Origin of the sequence: Hymenobacter properus (assembly GCF_015694735.1) — a bacterium.
In the GTDB taxonomy this organism is placed as follows: Bacteria; Bacteroidota; Bacteroidia; order Cytophagales; family Hymenobacteraceae; genus Hymenobacter; species Hymenobacter properus.
The window spans coordinates 1,075,287-1,097,118 of sequence record NZ_JADQDP010000003.1 but is presented as its reverse complement, the minus strand read 5'-3'; the positions used below and the strand labels follow the sequence as shown (position 1 = coordinate 1,097,118).

Sequence of the window (21,832 nt, the reverse complement as noted above, 5' to 3'; positions counted from 1 at the left end):
CTTAGCGCACTACTTCTACCCAGCCTTTGGTTTGAACGCCTTTGCTGTCGGTCAGCAAGTAGTAGTATACGCCAGCGGGTTGGTTGTCGCCGCCCCAGTTATTGGCGTAGTTCGACTGCTCGTACACCTTACGGCCCCAGCGGTTGTAAATCTCGATTTTGCTGTTGGTTACATTAACCGACGAGACACGGAAGTAGTCGTTCTGGTTGTCACCGTTGGGAGTAATAATGTTCGGCACCTTCAAGTCCGGCACGAAGACAATACGCTCCGAAAACAGCGTGCTGCAGCTGGCTGAGGCGGCTGGCACCGTCACGGTCAGACGCACCCGGTAGTAGCCGGCCTCCGTGAGCTTGAGCGGGCCAGGCGAAGCCGAGTTGCCGCCGAAGGCTACTGCCGGGTCGCCTACCGGTGCCTCCTGTACGTCCTTGAAGCGCTGATACGTCCAAGCATAAGCCGTGGGAGCACCTGCTACGCCAACGCCAGGAGTGGTTTGGTTGGTGAAGGTGAAGGTGATGGGCGGGTTGTTGGTGTACTTACCATTGGTACCCACCGAGTCGGCGGTAATGAACTTGGTCGTTATCACAGGTACAACTAGTACCTGTACCGTGGCAGTGGCCGTGCAACCATAGGGCGAAGCGCCGTTGGCAGCTACCGTATAGGTATTGACCCCAAGCGTGGTGGGACGCGCCGTGTATGTGGTGCCCCGAGTGTTTGCCGGTACACCGGCACCCGTCCACGTATAGGTATAAGTATCGTTCAGATTGCTCCCCGTGCCGGTCGGCCGGGTAGCCGCAGCCGTCAAAGTAACGGGCGAACCTAGGCAAACGGTGGGCAGCGAAGCCGTGGCCGTTACTACGGGCTGGGGAACCACGCGCACCAGCACCGACGTCGTGTCGCCGCACAAGCCTTGGGCAAAGCCCAGCTGCGGCGTAATGCGCAGCAGGTAGCGGGTGGTCACGGTGGGGTTCACGGAGATATTCTGGGTGTTCGTCACGGCCGGCAGGCCGTTGCCGCCCGGAGCCACGCTCCACTGGAAGGAGTAGGGCTGGAGCACGGTGGTGTTGTTGGCAATGCGGCGGATGGAGTCCGGACGGAGCACGTTGCCTTGGATGGTCAGCGAACCGCCGGGGCAGATAGAAGCCGGCGTTTGGGCGCCGATGCCGGGGCTGCCGATGGTGGCAGCGGCCGTGGCGAAGTTGCCGCGCAGCACGCGAATTACCAGCACCCGGTTTTGCACACCCTTGATGGGGCAGGCGTTGTCTTCAATCTTGAAGCTCAACAGGATGGTGCGGCCCACGGTGGTAGGCGAGGGCTGGAAGAAGAACACGCCCTTGGGGTTGGTGGTGCCGTTGCCGCTCAGGCTGAAGGTACCCACGTCGCCCGAATCCAAGTAGCGGGGGTCGGTGTTGATGTTCGGGGGCAGCGTCACAGTCAGCAGCTGGCCGGCGCTGGGGGTACGCAGGTTGTCGGGGTCGGTGAAGTTGAGCTCCACGCGCGAGTAGTTGCAGCTGCGTACGTCGATGCGGGTCGTGTCGGTCGTGTTCACCGTCGTCGTGTTCGAGTTCGTCGTCACGGCGTTGGCCTGCACGGGGTTGGGGGTGCTGTTGTTGCCGCAGTCAATCACGATGATGTTGGCTTCGCGGCGCACCGTGCCGATAATGCGGCGCACGCCGTTGATGCGGCGATACTCGGTGATAAGCACGGCAATCTGGTACTTGTTGCCCCCACCAGCAGCGCCGGCAGCCGGGTCGTAGTAGCCAGGCGTGAAGGTGATGGTGCGCGACTGCTGGTTGAAGTTGAACGTGCGGGCTACACCGGTCCGCAGGGGGCAAGTGCCCACCGTGTCGAGGCCGAGGCGAATGGGGTTGGTGGGGCTATACAGGCTGGAGGGCATGCCCGGGAAGCTGAAGAAGCCTTGGCCACCGCCGGGGCAGTTGATGGGAGCCAGCACTGCGCCGCTACCGGGCATCGTGTTGTAAGTAGCGGGCGTGCCGCAAGATTGCAAGGGAGCTGCCAGCGAGTACACCAGGGAGTCACCGTCGGCCTCGGTCGAGGAGAAGGTGATGGTTTGGCGCTGCTTCCAGCAAGCATATTGAATCGGAATATCCTGCGGGTCGAACTGGGGCGAGTTGTTGGCCACGGCCGTGCTGCCCTGGTTGCGGTTGTCGAGGGTGGCTTCCACGTACAGGTCGCCGGCTTGGATGTTGGCCAGGGCCGGACGAGCGTTTTGGTCGGTGCTCAGAATCCACTGCCCAGGGGTCAGGGTCACCGTGGCCGTGTAGTTATACACGTCGTAGTTGGGAAGGCCAACAGGGCCTTGGCAAGGCCCGGCCGATACGGCGGCGCAGAACGGGTTACCGGCTTCAACAGCCCCTTGCTGCACAAAGGGAGCGGTTACGGAAGCGGCGGCACTGCAACCTCCGTTTTTGCAGCTCAGCGTGAAAGCGCTGGGCGTGATACCGGAGCAGTCGCGATAGAGGCGGAATTTCACGCGGTACTGGTTGTTGCCCAGCGACACGTAGGTCATATCACCGCCCAGCAAGTGGGAAGCGCGTGCTTCCTGCGCGCTGCCCATAAGCAGGCCACACGCAAAGAGCAGCATGGTGAAGGAATGTAAGATTTTTCTCATGGGTGAAAAGGGGTGAAGTGAAGTAAAAAACGCAGCAGGGGTGGGTACTGTCGAATCAGCGGCCCAAGATACAGGCGGAAAAACGGAGTGCCAAGAAGTACCCACAAAGGCTTCAAACCAAGAGCAAATTACGGGCCAGACTTGACGAAATTTTGATATTATGGAACTTATTCGTGATATTTATTTAGTTCCTTTTGCCTGCATGTTTTAAAACTTCCTCGGGCCCGCATATCTGCAACGTGATGCCGGTGCCACGTCCCTGATTCCCATTCGTTCGCACAGCGCACTCCTATATATTGAAAGACGTGCATCAATGCTTGGTCGCGCTTCGACGCGCCTTTCGGATTTACAAGGGTTTCATAAATAACCTGATAAAGTTTTTTATAGCGCAAAAACCATCATAAGCATGTAATTGACTGCCTTTTCAGCTCGGCAGCCCGTTTTCATTTGGCTTAAAATGCGGTTGATTTTTTGTAACTGCCCGAGCTTTCTTTCTACATTACATTGCCAAAAGCATGTACCAGGGCCCTTTCGATAGGCTGGTTTTGCTAATTTTCCACCCTGCTCCACCCGTATTGTTCAACCTTTTCCCTCTTCACCCCATGCACACACCTTTACATGCGCGACAGCGCGGGCCCCTGAACTGGGCGCTGCTGCTGTTGGCAACCCTGCTGCTCAACGGCGGCGCTCTGCGGGCCCAAACGGCCGACACGTATAGTTTTACGCCCAGCACCGGCACCTACACGCCCCTCACGGGCGGCACACCCGTCACCACCATTCTGAGTGATGATGCGTTGTCGGGGACGATACCGCTGCCCTTCTCCTTTGTGTTCGACGGCAACACGTACACTTCCTGCAAGGTGTCGTCAAACGGCTGGCTGACCTTCAACCCCAACGCCACCGCCAATAGCCTGACCAACGATTTGGAAAATGGCACGGCCTCTGAGCGGCCCCGGGTGGCTCCTTTCTGGGACGACCTCACCGGTACCAATGGCACGGCCAGCTACCTCACCAGCGGTACGGCGCCCAACCGGGTGTTCACGTTTGAGTGGCGCAACTGGGCGCGCCTGAGCGTGACCGGGTCTTTTTCGATGCAGGTGCAACTAGTAGAAGGCACCAACGTGGTGCGCTTCGTGTACAGCCAAGGGACTAGCCTTGCTTCGGGTGTGACGGCTTCCATAGGCTTGTCGGGCGCCGGCTCGGGTCCTAACTCGTACCTGTCGTTGAGCAACTCCAGCACCTCGCCGGCGGCTAGCTCCACCACCGAAACGGACAACATCTCGACGTTTCCGGCCACCGGCCAGATATACTCGTTCACGCCTCCCATCATCACGGCGTGCCCCACGCCGCGCATTCAGAACTCGGCCACTACTACCAACTCGGCCATTATTCAGTTCAACACGACCAACACTCCCTCGGGGCCGTTCACAATATATTATGGACCGGCGGGCTTCAACCCGGCGCAAGCCAGCACCAGCACCAACTTCTACACGACGGTAACGACGCCCTCTTCACCCTATATCATCAATGGCCTGACCGCGCAAACCACCTACCAGTTCTACGTGGTGCAGAACTGCGGCGGCGCAACCGGCAACAGTAGCTTCTCCAGCGTGGGCTCCTTCACTACTAATCCCAACCCGGCTACCAACGACAACTGCGCCCAGGCCGTGGCCCTTCCCGTGGCCAACACGTGCACCACGCCTACCAACGGCACCGTGTTTGGCGCTACGCAGAGCACCGCGCCCACTTCCAACTGCACGGCCACTACTGCCAACGACGTATGGTACTCGTTTGTGGCCAACGGCAGGACGCAAACCATCACCTTCACTCCGCAATTTGCCGGCGTGCTGGACGTGCGCGCGGGCAACTGCACCTCCGCTACCAGCATTTTCTGCACTTCGGCTTCGGCAGGGTCCACGGCCACCAGCAACGTTGGGGGATTGACGAACGGCCAAACGTACTACGTACGGGTGTACCCCTCGGGCAGCACGGCACCGACGGCAGCCAACAGCACCTTCACGCTGTGCGTGACCACGGGCCCGGCGGTGCCGGCCAACGACGAATGCACGGGCGCCATCGCCCTGAGCGTGGGCAACACGTGCACCTCGCCGGTGCTTGGAACGGTGCTGGCGGCAGCACAAAGCCTGCCCCCGACGTCGGGCACGGGCTGCGCGGCCACCAACGCCTACGACGTATGGTATTCGTTCGTGGCCACGGGTTCTTCGCAGATTATAACCTTCGCTCCGTCGTTTGACGGCATTATGAACGTGCGCTCGGGTGCCTGTGCCACTTCTACCAGCATCTTCTGCGCGGCCACGGCCGCGCAGGGCACCACTGCCAGCACGATTACCGGCCTAACGAACGGCAACACGTACTACGTACGGGTATATCCTTCGACGGCTACGCAGCCCGCGCCCAGCTCCAGCTCGTTCGTTCTGTGCGCTTCGGGCCGTCCGCTGGGCGCCCGTGCCCAAGCTGACACGGAGGCACTGGTGGTGTATCCCAACCCGAGCAACACCGGCCAGCTCACCCTGCGCCTGAGCGGCCTGGCCCACGCCGGCCAAGCTACCCTGCTCAACGCCCTCGGCCAAACCGTGCGCGCTCAGGCCCTGAGCACCGCCGCCGAGCAGACGCTGGCCACCCGCGGCCTGGCCGCCGGCGTGTACACCCTGCGCGTTACCAGCGGCGAGCAGGTGCTCACCCGCAAGGTAGTCCTCGAATAAAGAGGCGAATGCCATTAAGAGGTTGGAAAAAGCTGGCGACTGTCAGCTTTTTCCAGCCTCTTAATGGCAATGCGTCGGGCTGGTTAAAAGGGCCACACCGCCTTTTTATGCTTAGTCCTCTTGGTTGTTTGCGAGGCACTGCGCTACCAACCGACGCTATTAGTGGATAAGCTTTTTGCATGCCCCAGCGGCTTTCAATGCGCAGGTCGCTAAACACTTCTTTCATTCTTCGCCCTTATTCTTTCATAACATGCAACACCTCGTACCAAACAATCCCCCATTTGTCACATCGGCTTCGCGCCGGTGGCAGCTTTCTCTGTTATTGGTGCTGCTTCTGATGGCGCCAAAAGCGTGGGCACAGACCTACCTCATCGGTACCAACCAAACCGCCTGCGCCGGCACCATCTACGACTCGGGCGGCGCCAGCGGCAATTACTCCAATAACGAAGACCTGACCAGCGTGCTCACGCCGGGCACGGCCGGCTCGAAGGTGTCGCTCACCTTTGCATCGTTTGCCACCGAGAACTGCTGCGACTACCTGCGCATCTACGACGGCCCCACGGCTTCGGCTCCGCTCATTGGCGAGTATAAAGGCGCCACCAGCCCCGGCACGGTGTACGCCAGCAACAGCACCGGCCAGCTCACGCTGGTGTTCCACTCCGATGGCTCGGTGGTGCAAAGCGGCTTCGAGGCCGCCATTTCGTGCCTGACGAACGTGCCCAGCATCACCAGCTTCACGCCCGCTAACGGGGCCGTGGGCACGAGCGTGGTCATCACGGGCACGGGCTTCACGGGCGCTTCGGCCGTCAGCTTCAACAACATTGCCGCCACTTCCTTCGTGGTAAACTCAGCCACCCAGATTACGGCCGTGGTACCCGCCGGCTCCACCACGGGGCCCATCCGCGTGACGGTCAATTCGCTAACGGCTTCCAGCTCCACCAACTTCACGCTGCAGGCGCCCACCATCACCAGCTTCACGCCCACCAGCGGCCCCGCTGGCACCAGCGTGGTGGTAACGGGCACCGGCTTCACCGGGGCTACGGCCGTTACCCTTGGCGGCACGGCTGTGCCGACTTTTACCGTTAACTCGGCCACGCAGCTTACCCTCACGGTTCCTGCCGGTGCCTTCTCCGGTCCCATTTGCGTCACTACGCCCGGCGGCACGAACTGCTCGACCGGCAGCTACAACACCGGCACCCAAGGTTACCTCATCGGCACCAACCAAACGACGTGCACGGGCACCATCTACGACTCGGGTGGCCCCACGGGCAACTACGCCAACAGCGAAGACCTGACCACTGTGCTCACCCCCGGTACGGCTGGCTCTCGGGTAGCGCTCAACTTCACGTCGTTTGCCACCGAAAGCTGCTGCGACTACCTGCGCATCTACGACGGGCCCACGGCCTCGGCTCCGCTCATCGGCGAGTATAAAGGCACCACTGGCCCCGGCAGCGTATTTGCCACCAACGCCACGGGCCAGCTCACACTGGTGTTCCACTCCGACGGCTCGGTGGTAGCGAGCGGCTTTGAAGCCACGGTGTCTTGTTTCACCATTTTGCCCACCATTACCAGCTTCACGCCCACGAGTGGGGCGGTAGGCACAAGCGTGACCATCACGGGCACGGGCTTCACCGGCGCCACGGGCGTGAGCTTTAACAACGTGCCGGCCACGACGTTCAACGTCATCTCGGCTACCCAGATTACGGCTGTGGTGCCCACCGGCGCTGCTACGGGCCCCATCCGCGTGACCAACGGCGTGACGGTGGCCAGCAGCACCAACTTCACGGTGCCTGCACCGACGGTGACGAGCTTCACGCCCACCAGCGGCCCGGCCGGCACTAGCGTGGTGCTGACGGGCACGGGCTTTGCCGGTGCTACGGCCGTAACCCTCGGCGGCACCCCGGTGACGACGTTCACCGTCAACTCCGCCACTCAGATTACCCTTTCGGTGCCGCCCAATGCTTTCTCGGGCCCCATTTGCGTGACCACCCCGGCCGGCAACGGCTGCTCGACCGGCAACTACGCCACCGGCAACCAGGCCTACCTCATCGGCACCAACGTGACCGCCTGCTCGGGCAGCATCTTTGACTCGGGTGGACCGACGGGCAACTACTCCAACAGCGAAGACCTGACCAGCGTGCTCACGCCCGCCAACGGCTCGAAAGTGGTGCTCACCTTCTCGTCGTTCTCGACGGAAAGCTGCTGCGACTACCTGCGCATCTACGACGGCCCCACGGCTTCGGCCACGCTCATCGGCGAGTACAAGGGCACCAACAGCCCTGGCACGGTGCAGGCCTCGGCCAGCAATACCACGGGCCAGCTCACGCTAGTGTTCCACACCGACGGCTCGGTGGTGCAAAGCGGCTTCGAGGCTGCCATTTCGTGCCTGGCCCCGCCCACCTGCACGGCGGTAACCAACCTGACGGTGACCAACGTGACGGCTACTTCGGCTACGCTGAACTTCACGCCCGGCGTGGGCAACAACAGCTATGTTGTGACTTACACGCCCACCGGCGGCACGGCTCAGACGGTTACGGCCTCGGCCTCGCCCATCACGCTGAACAACCTGATTTCGTCGACCCCCTACACGGTTAGCGTGCAGCCGGTGTGCACCGTAGGCACCTCGCCCAACACGACCACCACCGCCACCTTCACCACGCAGCTGCCCAACGACGAGCCCTGCGGCGCCCTCACCCTGGGCAACACGAGCATCACGTCTTCGAACGTGAACGCCACCACTAGCCTCCAGAACGGCATCAACCTGCCCGCTTGCTCGCCGGCCGCTGCGCCCAAGGACGTGTGGTTCACCTTCGTGGCCACTGCCACCACCCGTACGCTGACCCTGACCGGCACGGCCGCCGGGTCGGTGCGCGTGTACACGGCAGCTAACTGCACGACGGGTCCGTTCGCGCAGGTGTTCTGCCAGGCCGCGCCCGGCAACAACCAGAACGTGGGCCCCGTGAACCTGACGGGCCTTGTGGTGGGCACCCGCTACTACATTGCTGTGAGCGGCTACGGCAGCTCCGATGCCACCGGCACTTTCACCATCCTGGGCTCGCCCCTGGCTGCCCGTGCCCAAGCTGAGACGGAGGCGCTGGTGGTGTACCCCAACCCGAGCAACACCGGCCAGCTCACCCTGCGCCTGAGCGGCCTGGCCCACGCCGGCCAAGCCACCCTGCTCAACGCCCTCGGCCAGACGGTACTGACCCAGGCCCTGAGCACTGCCGCCGAGCAGACGCTGTCGACTCGTCGCCTCGCAACTGGCGTTTACACGCTGCGCGTGACGGTGGGCGAGCAGGTGCTCACCCGCAAAGTGGTGCTGGAATAGCCTTCCACTTCGTTACCAGACAAAAAAAGAGCCGGCAGCTTGCCGGCTCTTTTTTTGTGCGCGTTGGTGAGCAACAGGCAGGGTCATTCAATCACCAGCTTGCGGGTGACGCGCCCGGCGCTGCCTTCCACCTGCACCAAATAGGTGCCGGCCCGCATGCCGTTTAAATCCAGCTGAGCCGCAAGGCCAGTAGGCCGCAGCTCGCGCAGGGTGCGGCCGGTCAGGTCGCAAACGGCGAGGCGCGTGGTCAGAGCAGACAGTTGCACGGTGGCTTGGCGGCGTGCGGGGTTGGGGAAAATATCGAATGAAGGTGCGGCCGCGGAGCGGGTGGCCGAAGGCGCATAGGCGCGGTTTTCGAGTACCAGAATCCGGTCATCGGTGGTGGCGGGAGCCCCGCGGCCGTCGCGGTTGCTGGTCCCGATGTACACTTTGCCCTGCGGCGACACGCAGATGGCCCGCAGGCGGCCGAAGGTGCTGAGGTAGCCGGTGGAGGCGCCCACCGCCTGGCCGCCGGCAGCCAAGGGCAAGTGCAGCAGGGTAGCATTTTTGAGCACGGCCAGCAGCAGGCCGCCGCGCCAGGCCGGAATGGCGGGGTGGTTGTAGTAGGCCAGGCCGGCGGGCGCAATGGTGGGCGTCCAGGTGGTGAGGGGCTCGCGCACGTTGTTGGCGGCGCAGAAGGTGGCCTCGGCAGGTAAGTTGCAGTAGCCTTCCACGTTGGGCCAGCCGTAGTTGCGGCCGGCTTCAATCTTATTGATTTCGTCGTCGTTGTTAGGGCCGTGCTCCGAGCTGTAGAGGCTGCCGTCGGGCAGTTGCACCAGGCCCTGCGGGTTGCGGTGGCCGAAGGTGTAGACCGGGCTGCCTGCAATCGGGTTGTTGGCCGGGATGCTGCCGTCGAGGTTCAGGCGCAGGATTTTGCCGTTGAGCGAGGCCGTGTTCTGGGCCTGCGGCTGCTGCTGGGCGTCGCCGGTGCTCATCAGCAAGGTGCCATCGGCCAGCACCAGCAGGCGCGAGCCGCTGTGCGAGGTAGTGGCGTCGATGTTGCCCAGCAGCACCAGCGGCGCCGTGAGCGTGCCCGCCGCGGCCGAGTAGGTGTAGCGCACCAGCTTTTCCTTGAGGGCGCCGCTGGCCGTGTAGTTATACACCACATACACGTAGGGCGAGGTGGCAAACTGCGGGTGCAGGGCCAGCCCAAGCAGGCCGCTTTCGCCGGTAGGCGTCACGTCGGGCAGCGTGAGCAGGGCTTGTACCTGGCCGGTGGCCGGGTCGACGCGGCTGATGCGGCCGTAGCGCTCGGTCATCCAGATATAGTTATCGGGGCCCCACACCAACTCCCACACGGTGTTTAGGTTGGTGGCCAGGGCTGAGACGGTGACGGTGGCGGTGCCCACCGGAAACGTGGTGAGGGCCGGCGCTTGTCCGCATGCGGCCAACGGCAGCGCAGCCGTCCAAAAGGCCAGCGTGGCCGAGCGTAAGTAGTTCATGGCGATAGGCTAATGGCAAAGAAGTGACGGAACAAGAATGATAGATAGCCTAACGCAACCCGCGCCTTGCCGGATGCCGCTCCTACTGCTTTTGTAGCTTGCGGCTGCATCAGCCCCCCTCCTACTCATGTCCGACGTCCTCACCGAAACCCATCCCAGCGGCTACACCCTCAGCACCGACCCGGCCCGGCTCGACATCACGGCCATCCATCAATGGTTGAGTGAGGAGTCGTACTGGGCCAAGAACATTCCGCGCGCCACCGTGGAGCGGGCTATTGCCAACTCGCTAAACTTCGGTCTCTACGCTCCCGACGGCGCCCAGGCCGGCTTTTGCCGCGTAGTGACGGACAAGGCCACTTTTGCCTGGCTCTGCGACGTGTTTGTGCTGCCCGCGCACCGTGGCCACGGCCTCTCGAAGTGGCTGGTGAAGCAAATGCTGGCCCACCCCGACCTGCAAAACCTGCGCCGGCACCTGCTCGCCACCTTCGACGCGCACACGCTCTACCAGCGCTTTGGCTACGAGCCGCTGGACCGGCCGGAGCGCTGGCTGGAGATGAAGAAAGACAAGCCGTATGGGTGAAATCAATTTTAATCAAAGCTTACTTAGCATCGCATTTCAGCTTTATCCGATAAGAAGGATGACTGATTTTGATGCATAAGCATGACGACCTTTTAACAGTGAGCCCAGCTTTTTCTTCTTTTCTCCGCACCTATGGCAGCCTGCTAGCAACATGGCTTTTGCTTGGAATTACGCTTTGGTATGAATACTCACCCGGCACCTACCTGTTGGGTAACTCAAATACGGTTCCCCTTTTTGTGCCGGCCTTACATATTGTTCGGAACTTCCACCTGCTGCTGTTCCTCGTAATCAGTACTGGCTTACTCTTGCTGAAGAGCCGCTCGCCGAATCGACGGACATTGGTGTTATGGATTCTATTAATAGGTGTAGGGTATTGGTTAGTCGAACGCGCGTTTCGTTATCAATCAGCAGTTGATTATTACACAATTTGGAAATATCAAATTACTGAAAAGCTTAAGTATGACCCATTTTCCAATCCGAAGTTGGTGCCCTTGGCGCTGAGAGATGTGCAGAATCCAGCCGAGCCATTCCGCGTACGCATGAAGTTAGTGTTTGCATTAGGCCAAGCAGGAGTACAATCTGCTTTTCCGGTACTGCAGTCTATCGCACAAGCCCCTGACCAAAACCCAGACCTTCGTTATTATTGCTTTCTATCAATGCGGCAATTACAACCGCAACGTTTTGCTGCGCTATTGGCTGCTATGCCTGCAGATTCTGCAGTGGCTTTGTTTCGTCAGTACGAGCAACGCTAGCCAGAATAATTCATTTGTAGTCAACCAGCACAACTTATTTCGCCGGGCTTATCCACGCACTGCCCCTGATGTAAAAGCGCCACGGTAACCCCGCCGCCTCGGTCCCGGCGTACTCACGCCCTACGCGGGCGCTAGCCCTAATTGCTTCATTTCAAGTATTTCTCGGCAATGGCGGGATACACGTCCAGCAGCTCATTGGCTTTGCCAGTCCGGTCGAATACTGCCTCCCAGGTGTTCAGCGGTTCCCAGATGAAGGAGCCGATGCCCTTGCCGCCCGGCACGCTGAAAGCAATATCGTTTACCTCCCGCTTCAGGTGGGTGTATTCGGCCACCATAATCTGCTTGTCGTACTTCTTGGCGAGGGCGGCAATGTTGCTTTTCAAGTCGGCAAGGGTGCCGTGCCATTTGGGGTAGTACGACAGGCCAATGATGTCGTAGGGCACGTTGCGCTGGCGCAGGGCGTTGTAGAAAAACTCAGCTTCTTCGGCCTGGCCACCCAGCGCCACGTGCACCATTATCAGGGCCCGGGGGCTCACGGCCTTCACGCCCCGGAACCCGGCGTAGAGCAGCTGCGACAGGCTATCGAGGTTGTTGACGTGGCCTTCGGGCCAAATCATGCCGTGGTTAATTTCGTTGCCTATCTGCACCATGTCCGGCTCTGTGCCCTGGTTTTTGAGCTGCTGCATCACCCGCTGGGTGTAGGCTTGCACCGAGTCTTTGAGGGCACCGAACCCCAGGCCAACCCACGCGGCCGGCTTGTTCTGCTGCTGCGGGTCGGCCCAGTAGTCGCTGTAGTGAAAATCGAGCAACAGCTTCATGCCGGCGGCTTTCACGCGTTTGGCCATTGCTTTGGTATGGGCCAGGTCGCAAAAGCCCTGCTGGGGCGAGTAGCCCTTGGGCTGCGCCGGGTTGTTAAAGATGCGGAGCCGCACGTAGTTGAAGCCGTGCTCTTTCAGAATGGCAATGGCGTCCTTTTCCACGCCGTGGTCGGAGAACTTGATGCCGCGCGCTTCGAGCTGGGGCAAAAAGGAAATGTCAGCGCCCAGAATCTTGTCGGTGGTGGTTTGGGGGCGGTACCGTTCCCGCGTGACCTGGTGCGCTTGGCCCGGCCGAATCAGGTGGATTTCGGTGGCACCCGCGCCCAGGCTATCGGCTTTTGCCTCGAATTTTATGGGCCGGCGAGTGGTGCCGGCTCGCAACATAATCCGGGCCGTGCCGCTTAGCGGGGCTTGCCAGGTGCTGTCAGTTTTGCGCAGGCTTTGCGCATCAGTGCCGTTAATGCTGACCAGCTTGGCATCGCCCAACACTTTGTACGTCACCAGCCGAGCCAACCTGGGCACATCCTGCCCCTTGCGGTCAATCAACTTCGCTGTTATCAACACCTCGTCCTTGCCATTGGCCAGCATGGTGGTTTTGTAAGGCGTTACCTGAATTTCGGTCGGTTTGCCGGTCTGTGCCTGCAGGTTTCCGGTGCCCAGCCCAAGTACCACGAAGGCCCCGGCTAGCTTTTTGAATAGGTTATTCATCGGCGTAAAGTAACAGCGGCTGGAAGGGCTACGATTGGTCAGACGCCCTTTGCACGAACAAAAACCGCCCCGCCTCAACCCTGCAGATTCTGACTAAACAGGGCCATTTCACAAGAGTTCGGCGGAGGCCCGCTTCTATTTTGCCGGGCTCGTCCACTTGCTGTCCTTAATCCGAAAGCGCCACGGCAGCCCCGCCGCCTCAGCCCCGGCGTACTCCAGCCCCACGCGGGCGCTGGCCACCACATCGGCATCGGCCACCTGCTCGCCGTGGTCTTCAAACCAGATTACTTCACCCGTGACGGGCAAACCACTCAGCGCCGGGGTGATGCCCAGCGCCTGGCTCAGCAGGCCCGGGCCGGCGGTGAAGCCGCGCTTGGTGGCAGCCAGGCCGCGGCGGCGCAGCATTTCCTCAATGCCCTCGGTGGGCTCGATGGCCCGGATGAGCACGGCATCAGGATGCTGGGCATCGTGGGTAGCAATGTTGAACAGAGCGTAGCGGTTGTAAACAGTATAGATGTAGGCCGCGCCGCCGGGCACGTGTAAGCCTTGCGCCTGGTGGCGCTTGCGCTGCAGGTGCATCGTGAGGGAGTTGTCGCCCTCGTGCCGGTAGGCCTCGGTTTCGACCACGCGACCGGCCGTGATGATGCCATCAATATTGGTGCAGAGGTGCTTCCCGAGCAGGTCGCGGGCAATGGCCAGCACATCGGGGCGCTGGAAAAAGGAGGCGGGCAGCTTGGAATGCGGCATGGGCTCTAGCGGACGCGGTAACGCAGCCCAAGGGTCAGCAGCCAGGGTTGCTGCTGCCACGGCAGGCGCGTGGTGGGCTGGTCGTTCACGCGCAGGTCTACGTCGGCCGCTGGCAAATCGACGGTGCTACTGCTGCGGAACAGGAAAAAGCCACTCTCCTCATCCAGTTGCAGCTGCGTTTTGCTGCTCAAGGGCACCAGATAGCTGGCATCGGCAACCAGCTCAAACCGGTGGCTCAGCTCCAAGCCCAGGCCCAGGCTGGGGCGCAGGAAGTCGCTCACGGTTTGGATGCGGGCGCTCAGCTCGTCGGCGCCGAGGTGAGTGCCGGCCACGCGCAGGCCGCTGTCGGGGTTGTCGAAAGTGCCCAGCGGCAGGCCCGTCGTCTGGCGCAGGTAGCCCAGGCCGGCGCGGCCGTAGAGCGGCCGGTGGCGTGGCGTGAGATTGTGCTGGTAGCTCAGCCCCACTTCCCAGCCGTCGCCCTTGAACTGCCGGTGCAGGCGCTGCGTGGCCACGCTCACAGCCAGCTCCCGCGTCAGGGCGTATTGGTATTCGAACTGCGTGAAAACGGTCAGGTCCTGGGCGCGCACCGAGGCGGCGCGCTGCATCTGCAGGCCGTAGCCGGCCGGCGCATACGCCACCGTGAGGCCGGCGGCCGGCACGGCCAGCGGCCAGGCGCCCAGGTGCGAGCCGTAGCTGAAACGCTTCAAAAAACGGTCGAAGGCACTGAGCTTTTTCTCCTGCGGGTCGGTGCCGGCTTCCGAGGGCTTGAACAAAGAGTCGGCCTGCTGCTGGCGCTGTTGGTCGAAGATGCTTTTTTGCAGCGCCGCCGGGGGCAGCAGCGTGGTGTGGCCCTGCCAAAAGGCCGAGTCATAGGCCACCGTGTTGCGCAGAAACACGTCGTAGAGCTGGGCCCGCTCCAGGTAGCTGGGCCGCGCCGTCTGGGCCGTGTCGATAGCCGTGGTGAGGAATTCGCCGAAAAATTTCAGCGGCGGCCCCACCGGCAGTTTGGCTTCGGTTTGCCACCACACGGTTTTCAGGTGCCAGCGGCCGGCGTAGGGCTGGTACGCCACCCGCAAACTGCGCGAGTCGGCGATGTCGCGCGCGCCGTGGTTGAGGCCGGCGGGCGTGTAATGCCACTCGGCCCCGAGGAAGGCGTAGCTGTCCTGCTCAATGTACATGCGGCCTTCAAGAGCGGCGCGGCGGTTGCCATTCTTCGGCCCGAAGGTGATGACGTACACCGGCCGGTCCTGGAACGTGCTGCCCGGCGCCAGCCGGTAGTCGTAGTCTTTGAAGTGGGCAGGGTCGATGAACTGTGAGCGGCGGTGCACAAAATCGCCCATGTGCGCAATGAAGGGCCCGCCGGCCCAGTCGATGCGAATGGGGGTGCGGTCGCGCCGCAAATCGACCTTGCGCGACTGCTTTATCTGAATCTCGCCCTCGGCCGTGCGCCGCAGGTACGACTCCTTGAAGGCCAGCACCAGCCCCTCAGCCAGGTAGCGCGGCTGCCCGGCCGGGTCGTTGTCCGACTCGCGGTAGAAGCCCGTGAGCTGGGTGGGCCGCGTGGGGTAGTTGCGCGGAATGCGGGCGATGGCCTCCTTCACAATGCCCAGCACCGAGCCCGTCACCTGCACTTCGCCCAGCGCCGCCGGGCTGATGCGCAGCTCAACGCGCAGCTCCGGCCCCGGCAGCGGCGGCAGGGCGCGGGTGTATTTGCGGTAGCCCAGCAGGGCCACCTCCAGCTGCTCGCCCAGCAGCGCTGCCGGCACGCTCAGGGCAAAGCGGCCGTCCTCGTTGGTGCTGGTGCCAATGCGGTTGTTGGCCACGCCCACCTGCGCGTTCGGGATGGGTTGGTGGGTTTCGGCATCGATGACCTGGCCGCGTAGCACTTGAGTGGTTTGGGCCAGCGCAACTTTTGGTAGCCACAGCAACACAAGCAAGAAACCCAAAAGCCTCATCATACTGATTTTTAGCGCAATTTATGCTTACACAGGCAATGAATACCTTGTACGGCTCGACCAGTAACGCAGACTTTTAGGCCGTGCGTATTCCTCTTGTTGGCAACTGCTTACGTGCGGCCTGAAAGTCCGTGCTACAAGGCAATAGTTGCGCTTACCGCAGCCGGTATTGTATGCCCAGCGTGAACATTGGCCGGCCCAGCGACCAGGGTGCCGCGGCCGGCGTGTTGTTGACCAATACCGTGGCTCCGGTAGCCGGCAACGGCAAATCGACTTCGCTGCGGGTCAGAGAAAACCCGCTTTCCTCGGCCAGGTGCAGCTCGCTGCGCGTGTGCCAGGGCAGCAGCCAGCCGGCATCGGCCGCCACGGCGAGGCGGTGCGTCACTTCCACGCCCACGCCCAGCCGCGGCAGCCAGCCATCGGTAAACTCCTGTACGGCCACGCTGATTTTATCGGCGTTCAGCTTGGTGCCGGCCACGCGCAGGCCCTCGTCGGCGTTGTCGAACGTGCCAAAGTCGTAGCCCACCCGCTGCATGCTGTAGGAGATGCCTAGCCGGCCGTAAATGGGCCGGTGGCCGCGGTTGAAGTTGTGCTCGTACGTCAGGCCCGTTTCCAGGCCCCGGCCCTGGTAGCTGCCCGACACCTTCCGCGTGAGGTAGTAGGCCGATACGTTTTTGGTGAGGTTGGCCTGAATGTTAAAGTTGAAATAGCCGCTGTTCCAGAACGCATAGTCCCGGGCGGGGGTGCGCCGCTGCGCCTCCGCCCGAAACGACGAGCCTTCCGGGGCAAAGGTCATCTGCACATCGGCGGCCGAGGCGTGCAGGGGCAGCAGCCCGCCCGAGGGGCCGTAGCTCAGGCAGCCCAGCAAAGCCAGGAAAATGCTCTTGGCACCGGGCTTGGCCGCCGCTGCCGCCTTCGACGTTGGCCCGGCAAAGAGTTGCTCGGCCTGCGCCTGCCGCGCCTGGTCGCGCAGGGCGTGGCGCAACTGCTCGGGCGGCAGCAGGGTGGTGTAGTTTTTCCAGAAAGCCGAGTCGTAGCGCACCGCGGTTTGCCGGAACACGTCCTGGAACTGCGCCTTTTCGGTGTAGCGCGGGGCCGGCCGCTGCGCCGTATCGATGGCCGTGGTCAGGAACTCGCTCAGGTGGTGCAGGCGCACGCCGCCCCCCGTTTTGCCCACCGTGTTGTACCACACGCTTTTCAGGTGCCAGCGGCCCGCATAAAACTGGTAGTCGGTGCGGTAGGCGCGCTCCTCCGAATCGAAGGTGATGTATTCGCGCTTAATGCCGGCCGGCGTGCGGTGCCACTCAGCGGCCAGAAAGGCGTAGCTCTGTTGGTCGATGTACAGGCGGCCCGCAAAGTCGGCGCGGGTATTATTCGGCTTCGGGCCAAACTCGATGACGTACACCGGCCGGTCGTTGTAGGCGGTGAGGTCGGCCAGCTTGTAATCGTAGTTTTTGAAGTCGTTGGCATTGATGAAAGCCAGCCGGTTGTGCACAAAGTCGAAGCGGTGCGGAATGAACGGCCCGGCGTACCAGCCGGTATTGTCAAAGCTGGTCTTGCTTTGCAAATCCACCTTCCGCACTTGTTCAATTACGATTTCGCCATCGTCTTTCGGTTGCGTGTAAGGCGCTTTCAACACCTTCAGCACGGCCTCGCCCAGGTAGCGGTACTGGCTTCTTTCCAACTCCTCGTCCGACTCCCGAAAGAACCCTTCCAGCCGGGTGGGCCGCACTGGGTAGTTCTGCGGAATGCGCGCCACAGCTTCCTGCACAATGCCCAGCACCGAGCCCGTCACCTGCACTTCGCCCAGCGCCGCGGGCGCAATTTTCAGCGCAATGCGCAGCTCCGGGCCCGGCAGCGGCGGCAAGGGCTGGCTGTAGTTTTTGTAGCCGATTAAGGCCACCGTCAAACGCTCCTGGCTGTATGCCGGCGGCACGTTGAGGGCAAAGCGGCCGTCGGCGTTGGTGCTGGTGCCAATGCGGTTGTCGGCCACGCCCACCTGCGCGTTCGGAATGGGCTGGTGGGTTTCGGCGTCCAGCACCTGGCCGCGCAACACTTGGGTGGTTTGGGCCCACCCCTGGCCCACCAGCAGCACCAACCATCCCAGCAACAAGCAACGTAGCGTACTCATCATAGCTTTTCTGCGAAATAGCGGCCGGCTCATCCTGGCCGGACTCACAGGCAGATGCACGACCGACGCGGGCGGTTGCTTCGGACGTCGCGCATTTTTCCCGGGCCATTGCTTAGCTATCCACCGCGCCTTCCAAGGTGGGCGTCAGGCCTTTCTGCATGCCAAACGGCCCCGGCCGGGCATTGCTGCTCCGCCGGGGCCGTTTGGTGTTTTCCGGGCCTTAGTTTTAGCTATTCTCCGGCGTCAGCTTGCCCACCAGGTATTCGGCAATTTGCACGGCATTGGTGGCGGCGCCTTTGCGCAGGTTGTCGGCCACCACCCACATGTTCAGGGTGCGGGGCTGGGTTTCGTCGCGGCGCAGGCGGCCCACCAGCACGGCATCGCGGCCGTGGCTGTCTTTGGGCATGGGGTATTGGTTGGTGCTGGGGTCGTCCACGAGTTCCACGCCGGGCGTGCGGGCCAGGATGTCGCGAACCTCGGCCAGGTCAAATTCCTTTTCAAATTCCACGTTAATGGATTCGGAGTGGCCGCCCATCACCGGGATGCGCACGCAGGTGGCCGTAACGCGGATGCTGTCGTCGCCCATAATTTTCTTGGTCTCGTTCACCATCTTCAGCTCCTCCTTGGTGTAGCCGTTGGGCTCGAACACGTCGATGTGGGGCAGCACGTTCAGGTCGATGGGGTGCGGGTAGGCGGGGTTGGCGGCGGGCTGGCCGGCGCGCTCCTCCAACAGCTGGTCCACGGCTTTCTTGCCGGTGCCGGTCACGCTCTGGTAGGTGCTCACCACAATGCGCTGCACCTTATAAGCCTTATGCAGCTCGTTCAGGGCCACCACCATTTGAATGGTGGAGCAATTGGGATTGGCAATGATTTTGTCCTCGGGCGTGAGGGTGTCGGCGTTCAGCTCGGGCACCACTAGCTTCTTGGTAGGGTCCATGCGCCAGGCCGAGGAATTGTCGATAACGGTGGTGCCCACAGCGGCAAAGCGCGGGGCGTGCTCCTTGCTCACCGAGCCACCAGCCGAGAAAATGGCGATTTCGGGCCGGGCCGCAATGGCATCGTCCATGCTCACCACGGGGTATTTCTTTCCCAGAAACTCCACTTCCTGGCCCACCGATTTGGCCGAAGCCACGGGCAGCAACTCCGTAAGCGGAAACTGACGCTCGGCCAATACTTTCAACATCTCGGTGCCCACCAAACCGGTAGCACCCACAACAGCAATTTTCATGGAAAAAGCAGAAATATAAAAAGCTACACCCTTGACGGGCACGGAACTACAAATGTCGCCACAAATGGACTACTTTAGACGTCGCATAGGCTTAGGTTACGCTTATTGAGTCGTCTGTCATCCGCATTGGTTTCAATGAAACACCTTTTACTGCTCCTACTTCTGCTGCCGGTTTTCGCCCACGCCCAGCTGCGCGACGATTTCGCGGATGGCAACTTCACTGCCAACCCCACCTGGAGCGGCGATGCGGCCAGCTTCCAGGTCGTCACGCAACAGTTGCAAAGCAACGGCCCGGCCACCACGGGCACGCTGCTCTCGCTCAGCACGCCCTGTCAGGCCAGCACGGGCACCGTGTGGGAGTTTTGGGCCAACCTCAAGTTGTCCACTAGTGCCAACAACTTGGCCGACGTGTGGCTCATGGCCTCGCAAAGCGACCTTAAAAATTACGCAGGCTCTCCCAATACCGGCTACTTCGTGCGCCTGGGCGGCACCGACGACGAGGTGAGCCTCTTCCGCAAAGACTCGACCCGCGCCGCCGTGCTCGTCATTGATGGCCAGAATGGCACACTAAACAGCACCACCAACAACCTGGTGCGCGTGCGCGTGACGCGCACCACCGCCAACCGCTGGACCCTGGAGCGCGACCTCACCGGCGGCCGCAACTTCACGGCCGAAGCCGCCCAGCCCATCGACGGCACTTATCAGCGCAGCGCCTACTTAGGCGTGTCGCTGGTTTATTCCTCGGCCAACTCGCGCAGCTTCGCTTTCGATGACTTTGTGGTGACCGATGCCACTGCGCCCACGCTGCTGCGCGCCCAGCCCATCGACCCGCGCCTGGTAGATGTGGTGTTCAACGAAGCCATGGACCCGGCCACGGCCACCAACCCGGCCAACTACCGCCTGCAAAGCGGCGCTGTGCCCACGGCCGCGCGGTTCTTCTCCGCCACCAATACCCAGACGGTGCGCCTCACCTTCGGGTCTGATTTTGCGACCAGCAACGTGCTGGAAGTGCGCAACGTGGCCGACCTCTACGGCAACGTGGCCGCTGGGCCGCTCACGGCTGCCTTTGCCGGGCCGCCCGTGGCCCCACAGTTTGGCGACTTGATTATCAGCGAAATTTTTGCCGATGAGACGCCGCAGGTAGGCTTGCCGCTGTCGGAATACGTGGAGATTTACAACCGCAGCGCCACCAAGGTGCTCAGCTTGGGCGGCGTGAAGCTGGGCAAACCTACCAGCACCACCACTTTCGCCGTGTTTGCCGATACCGCTAAGCTGCTACCCGGCCAGTACGCTGTGGTGTGCGGCAGCACGCGCACGAGTCAATTTGTGCAGCCCGGCATCAAGGTGTACGGCCCCACCAACTTCCCTTCGCTCAGCAACGGCGGCGACCAGCTGGTGCTGCGCGGGCGCGACGGCCGCACGCTGTTTGAGGTGACGTACTCCGACACCTGGTACCGCGACGCCAAGAAGAAAGACGGCGGCTGGAGCCTTGAAATGATAGACACCAACAACTACTGCGCCGGCGCCAGCAACTGGACGGCCAGCAACGACCCGCTGGGCGGCACTCCCGGCAAAGCAAACTCGGTGCGTGCCGCCAATGCCGACGCCACCGCCCCCGCCCTGTTGCGCGCCGTGGCCCTGAACGCCACCACCGTGCGGGCGTATTTCTCGGAAAAGCTGGATAGCGCCGCCGCGGCAAATGTTGCCCGCTACGCCCTGGCCGCGCCCGCCCCAGCCGTGCTGCGCGCCGCGCCCGTAGCCCCCGATTTCCGGCAGGTGGACCTGACCCTGGCCGCGGCCCTGACGCCCAGCCGCACCACCACCCTCACCGTGCAAACGGCCACCGACTGCGTGGGCAACGCCAGCGGCCCCTTGCAATCGGCCGCGCTGGCGCTGCCCGAGGCCGCAGTGACTGGCGACGTGGTGATAAACGAACTGCTGTTTAACCCGCGCACCGGCGGCGTGCGCTTCGTAGAACTGCTGAACCGCAGCAACAAATTCATCGACCTGCAAGGCTGGCAAATCGGCAACCTGCGGCCCGACAACAGCGTGGACGCCGACGTGCTGAGCGCGGGGCCGCTGGTGCTGGCGCCGAGCCAGCTGCTGGCCTTCAGCACAAGCACTAGCAACCTTGTTTCGTACTACCCCACCAGCAGCGACGAAGCCAACCTGGTACAGCTGAGCAGTTTTCCTACCTTCCCAGACGCTAGCACGGCGCTGCTGTTCAATGGGGTGGGCAGTGAAATTGACCGCTTTGCCTACAACAAGAACATGCACCTGAGTTTGCTGGCCTCGCAGGAAGGCGTGTCGCTGGAGCGCATTCGGGCGGCGGGGCTGAGCAACGGCAGCAACTTCCACTCGGCGGCCAGCGCGGTGGGCTACGCCACGCCCGGCCGGCCCAACTCGCAGGCGCAGGACGCTGTGGGCGGCGACCAGGAATGGACGGTGCTGCCCGAGGTTTTCACTCCCGACGACGACGGCCAGCAGGATTTCGCCACCCTCAACTACCACCTCGACCAACCCGGCTACGCCGCCACCGTGACGGTGTACGACGCCCTGGGCCGCCTCACGCGCCGCCTCGTGCGCAACGAAACCCTGCCCACCACCGGCTTCGTGCAGTGGGACGGCATCGACGACCGGGGCCACAAGGCCGCCGTGGGCTACTACATTCTGCTGGTGGAGCTATTCCGCCCCAGCGGCGGCGAGAAGCGCGAGTTCAAGAAGACCGTGGTGCTGGGCGCGCGGTTTTAGC

General features: G+C 62.3%; 12 protein-coding genes. 5 read left to right on the top strand and 7 right to left on the bottom strand.

The features are described from left to right. Position 1: 1 nt before the first annotated feature. The gene (locus I2I01_RS16335) at positions 2 to 2,629 is read right to left on the bottom strand and encodes a gliding motility-associated C-terminal domain-containing protein (RefSeq protein WP_196287530.1); all 2,628 of its coding nucleotides are present in this window, start codon (positions 2,627 to 2,629) and stop codon (positions 2 to 4) included. A gap of 602 nt (positions 2,630 to 3,231) precedes the next feature. Here I2I01_RS16335 and I2I01_RS16330 point away from each other — a divergent pair. Together I2I01_RS16330 and I2I01_RS16325 are read left to right on the top strand one after the other, a co-directional pair. Further along, entirely contained in the window at positions 3,232 to 5,352 is a 2,121-nt protein-coding gene (locus tag I2I01_RS16330; RefSeq protein ID WP_196287529.1) for a T9SS type A sorting domain-containing protein, read from the top strand. A gap of 337 nt (positions 5,353 to 5,689) precedes the next feature. Then, positions 5,690 to 8,680 (top strand): CUB domain-containing protein, encoded by a 2,991-nt coding sequence (locus tag I2I01_RS16325; RefSeq protein ID WP_196287528.1) that lies wholly within the window; start codon positions 5,690 to 5,692, stop codon positions 8,678 to 8,680. Positions 8,681 to 8,763: 83 nt separating this feature from the next. On the opposite strand, the gene I2I01_RS16320 is transcribed toward I2I01_RS16325, so the two are convergent. Next, complete coding sequence (locus I2I01_RS16320; protein WP_196287527.1) at positions 8,764 to 10,161, bottom strand: PQQ-dependent sugar dehydrogenase; 1,398 nt, start codon at positions 10,159 to 10,161, stop codon at positions 8,764 to 8,766. A 127-nt stretch (positions 10,162 to 10,288) separates the two neighbouring features. Here I2I01_RS16320 and I2I01_RS16315 point away from each other — a divergent pair, with 127 nt between their 5' ends. Together I2I01_RS16315 and I2I01_RS16310 are read left to right on the top strand one after the other, a co-directional pair. Beyond that, positions 10,289 to 10,741 carry a GNAT family N-acetyltransferase gene (locus I2I01_RS16315; protein ID WP_196287526.1) on the top strand — a complete coding sequence of 151 codons (453 nt, stop codon included), beginning with the start codon at positions 10,289 to 10,291 and terminating at the stop codon, positions 10,739 to 10,741. Positions 10,742 to 10,839: 98 nt separating this feature from the next. Continuing rightward, positions 10,840 to 11,493, top strand: coding sequence for a HEAT repeat domain-containing protein (locus I2I01_RS16310; RefSeq protein WP_196287525.1), 654 nt, complete (start codon positions 10,840 to 10,842; stop codon positions 11,491 to 11,493). 146 nt (positions 11,494 to 11,639) lie between these two features. Here the strand turns inward: I2I01_RS16310 and I2I01_RS16305 are convergent, their stop codons facing one another. The 5 genes from I2I01_RS16305 to I2I01_RS16285 all read right to left on the bottom strand — a co-directional run bounded on the left by I2I01_RS16305 (position 11,640) and on the right by I2I01_RS16285 (position 19,080). Next, complete coding sequence (locus I2I01_RS16305; RefSeq protein ID WP_196287524.1) at positions 11,640 to 13,019, bottom strand: glycosyl hydrolase 53 family protein; 1,380 nt, start codon at positions 13,017 to 13,019, stop codon at positions 11,640 to 11,642. Between the two features lie 135 nt (positions 13,020 to 13,154). After that, a complete protein-coding gene (locus I2I01_RS16300; protein WP_196287523.1) occupies positions 13,155 to 13,766 on the bottom strand; it encodes a DNA-3-methyladenine glycosylase in 612 nt (203 codons plus the stop codon). Positions 13,767 to 13,771: 5 nt separating this feature from the next. Further along, positions 13,772 to 15,697, bottom strand: a complete 1,926-nt coding sequence (locus I2I01_RS16295) for a carboxypeptidase-like regulatory domain-containing protein (protein ID WP_196287522.1) — start codon at positions 15,695 to 15,697, stop codon at positions 13,772 to 13,774. Positions 15,698 to 15,875: 178 nt separating this feature from the next. Further along, positions 15,876 to 17,855: a carboxypeptidase-like regulatory domain-containing protein gene (locus I2I01_RS16290; protein ID WP_196287521.1), complete on the bottom strand. Its 1,980-nt coding sequence runs from the start codon at positions 17,853 to 17,855 to the stop codon at positions 15,876 to 15,878. 223 nt (positions 17,856 to 18,078) lie between these two features. Further along, the gene (locus I2I01_RS16285) at positions 18,079 to 19,080 is read right to left on the bottom strand and encodes an aspartate-semialdehyde dehydrogenase (RefSeq protein WP_196287520.1); all 1,002 of its coding nucleotides are present in this window, start codon (positions 19,078 to 19,080) and stop codon (positions 18,079 to 18,081) included. A 135-nt stretch (positions 19,081 to 19,215) separates the two neighbouring features. Between I2I01_RS16285 and I2I01_RS16280 the strand changes: the two genes are divergently transcribed. Continuing rightward, positions 19,216 to 21,831, top strand: a complete 2,616-nt coding sequence (locus I2I01_RS16280; RefSeq protein ID WP_196287519.1) for a lamin tail domain-containing protein — start codon at positions 19,216 to 19,218, stop codon at positions 21,829 to 21,831. Position 21,832 lies beyond the last annotated feature (1 nt).

Coding starts and splice junctions, on each gene's coding strand:
- I2I01_RS16335 (WP_196287530.1), bottom strand. CDS start 2,629: ATGAGAAAAATCTTACATTCCTTCACCATGCTGCTCTTTGCGTGTGGC.
- I2I01_RS16330 (WP_196287529.1), top strand. CDS start 3,232: ATGCACACACCTTTACATGCGCGACAGCGCGGGCCCCTGAACTGGGCG.
- I2I01_RS16325 (WP_196287528.1), top strand. CDS start 5,690: ATGGCGCCAAAAGCGTGGGCACAGACCTACCTCATCGGTACCAACCAA.
- I2I01_RS16320 (WP_196287527.1), bottom strand. CDS start 10,161: ATGAACTACTTACGCTCGGCCACGCTGGCCTTTTGGACGGCTGCGCTG.
- I2I01_RS16315 (WP_196287526.1), top strand. CDS start 10,289: ATGTCCGACGTCCTCACCGAAACCCATCCCAGCGGCTACACCCTCAGC.
- I2I01_RS16305 (WP_196287524.1), bottom strand. CDS start 13,019: ATGAATAACCTATTCAAAAAGCTAGCCGGGGCCTTCGTGGTACTTGGG.
- I2I01_RS16300 (WP_196287523.1), bottom strand. CDS start 13,766: ATGCCGCATTCCAAGCTGCCCGCCTCCTTTTTCCAGCGCCCCGATGTG.
- I2I01_RS16290 (WP_196287521.1), bottom strand. CDS start 17,855: ATGATGAGTACGCTACGTTGCTTGTTGCTGGGATGGTTGGTGCTGCTG.
- I2I01_RS16285 (WP_196287520.1), bottom strand. CDS start 19,080: ATGAAAATTGCTGTTGTGGGTGCTACCGGTTTGGTGGGCACCGAGATG.
- I2I01_RS16280 (WP_196287519.1), top strand. CDS start 19,216: ATGAAACACCTTTTACTGCTCCTACTTCTGCTGCCGGTTTTCGCCCAC.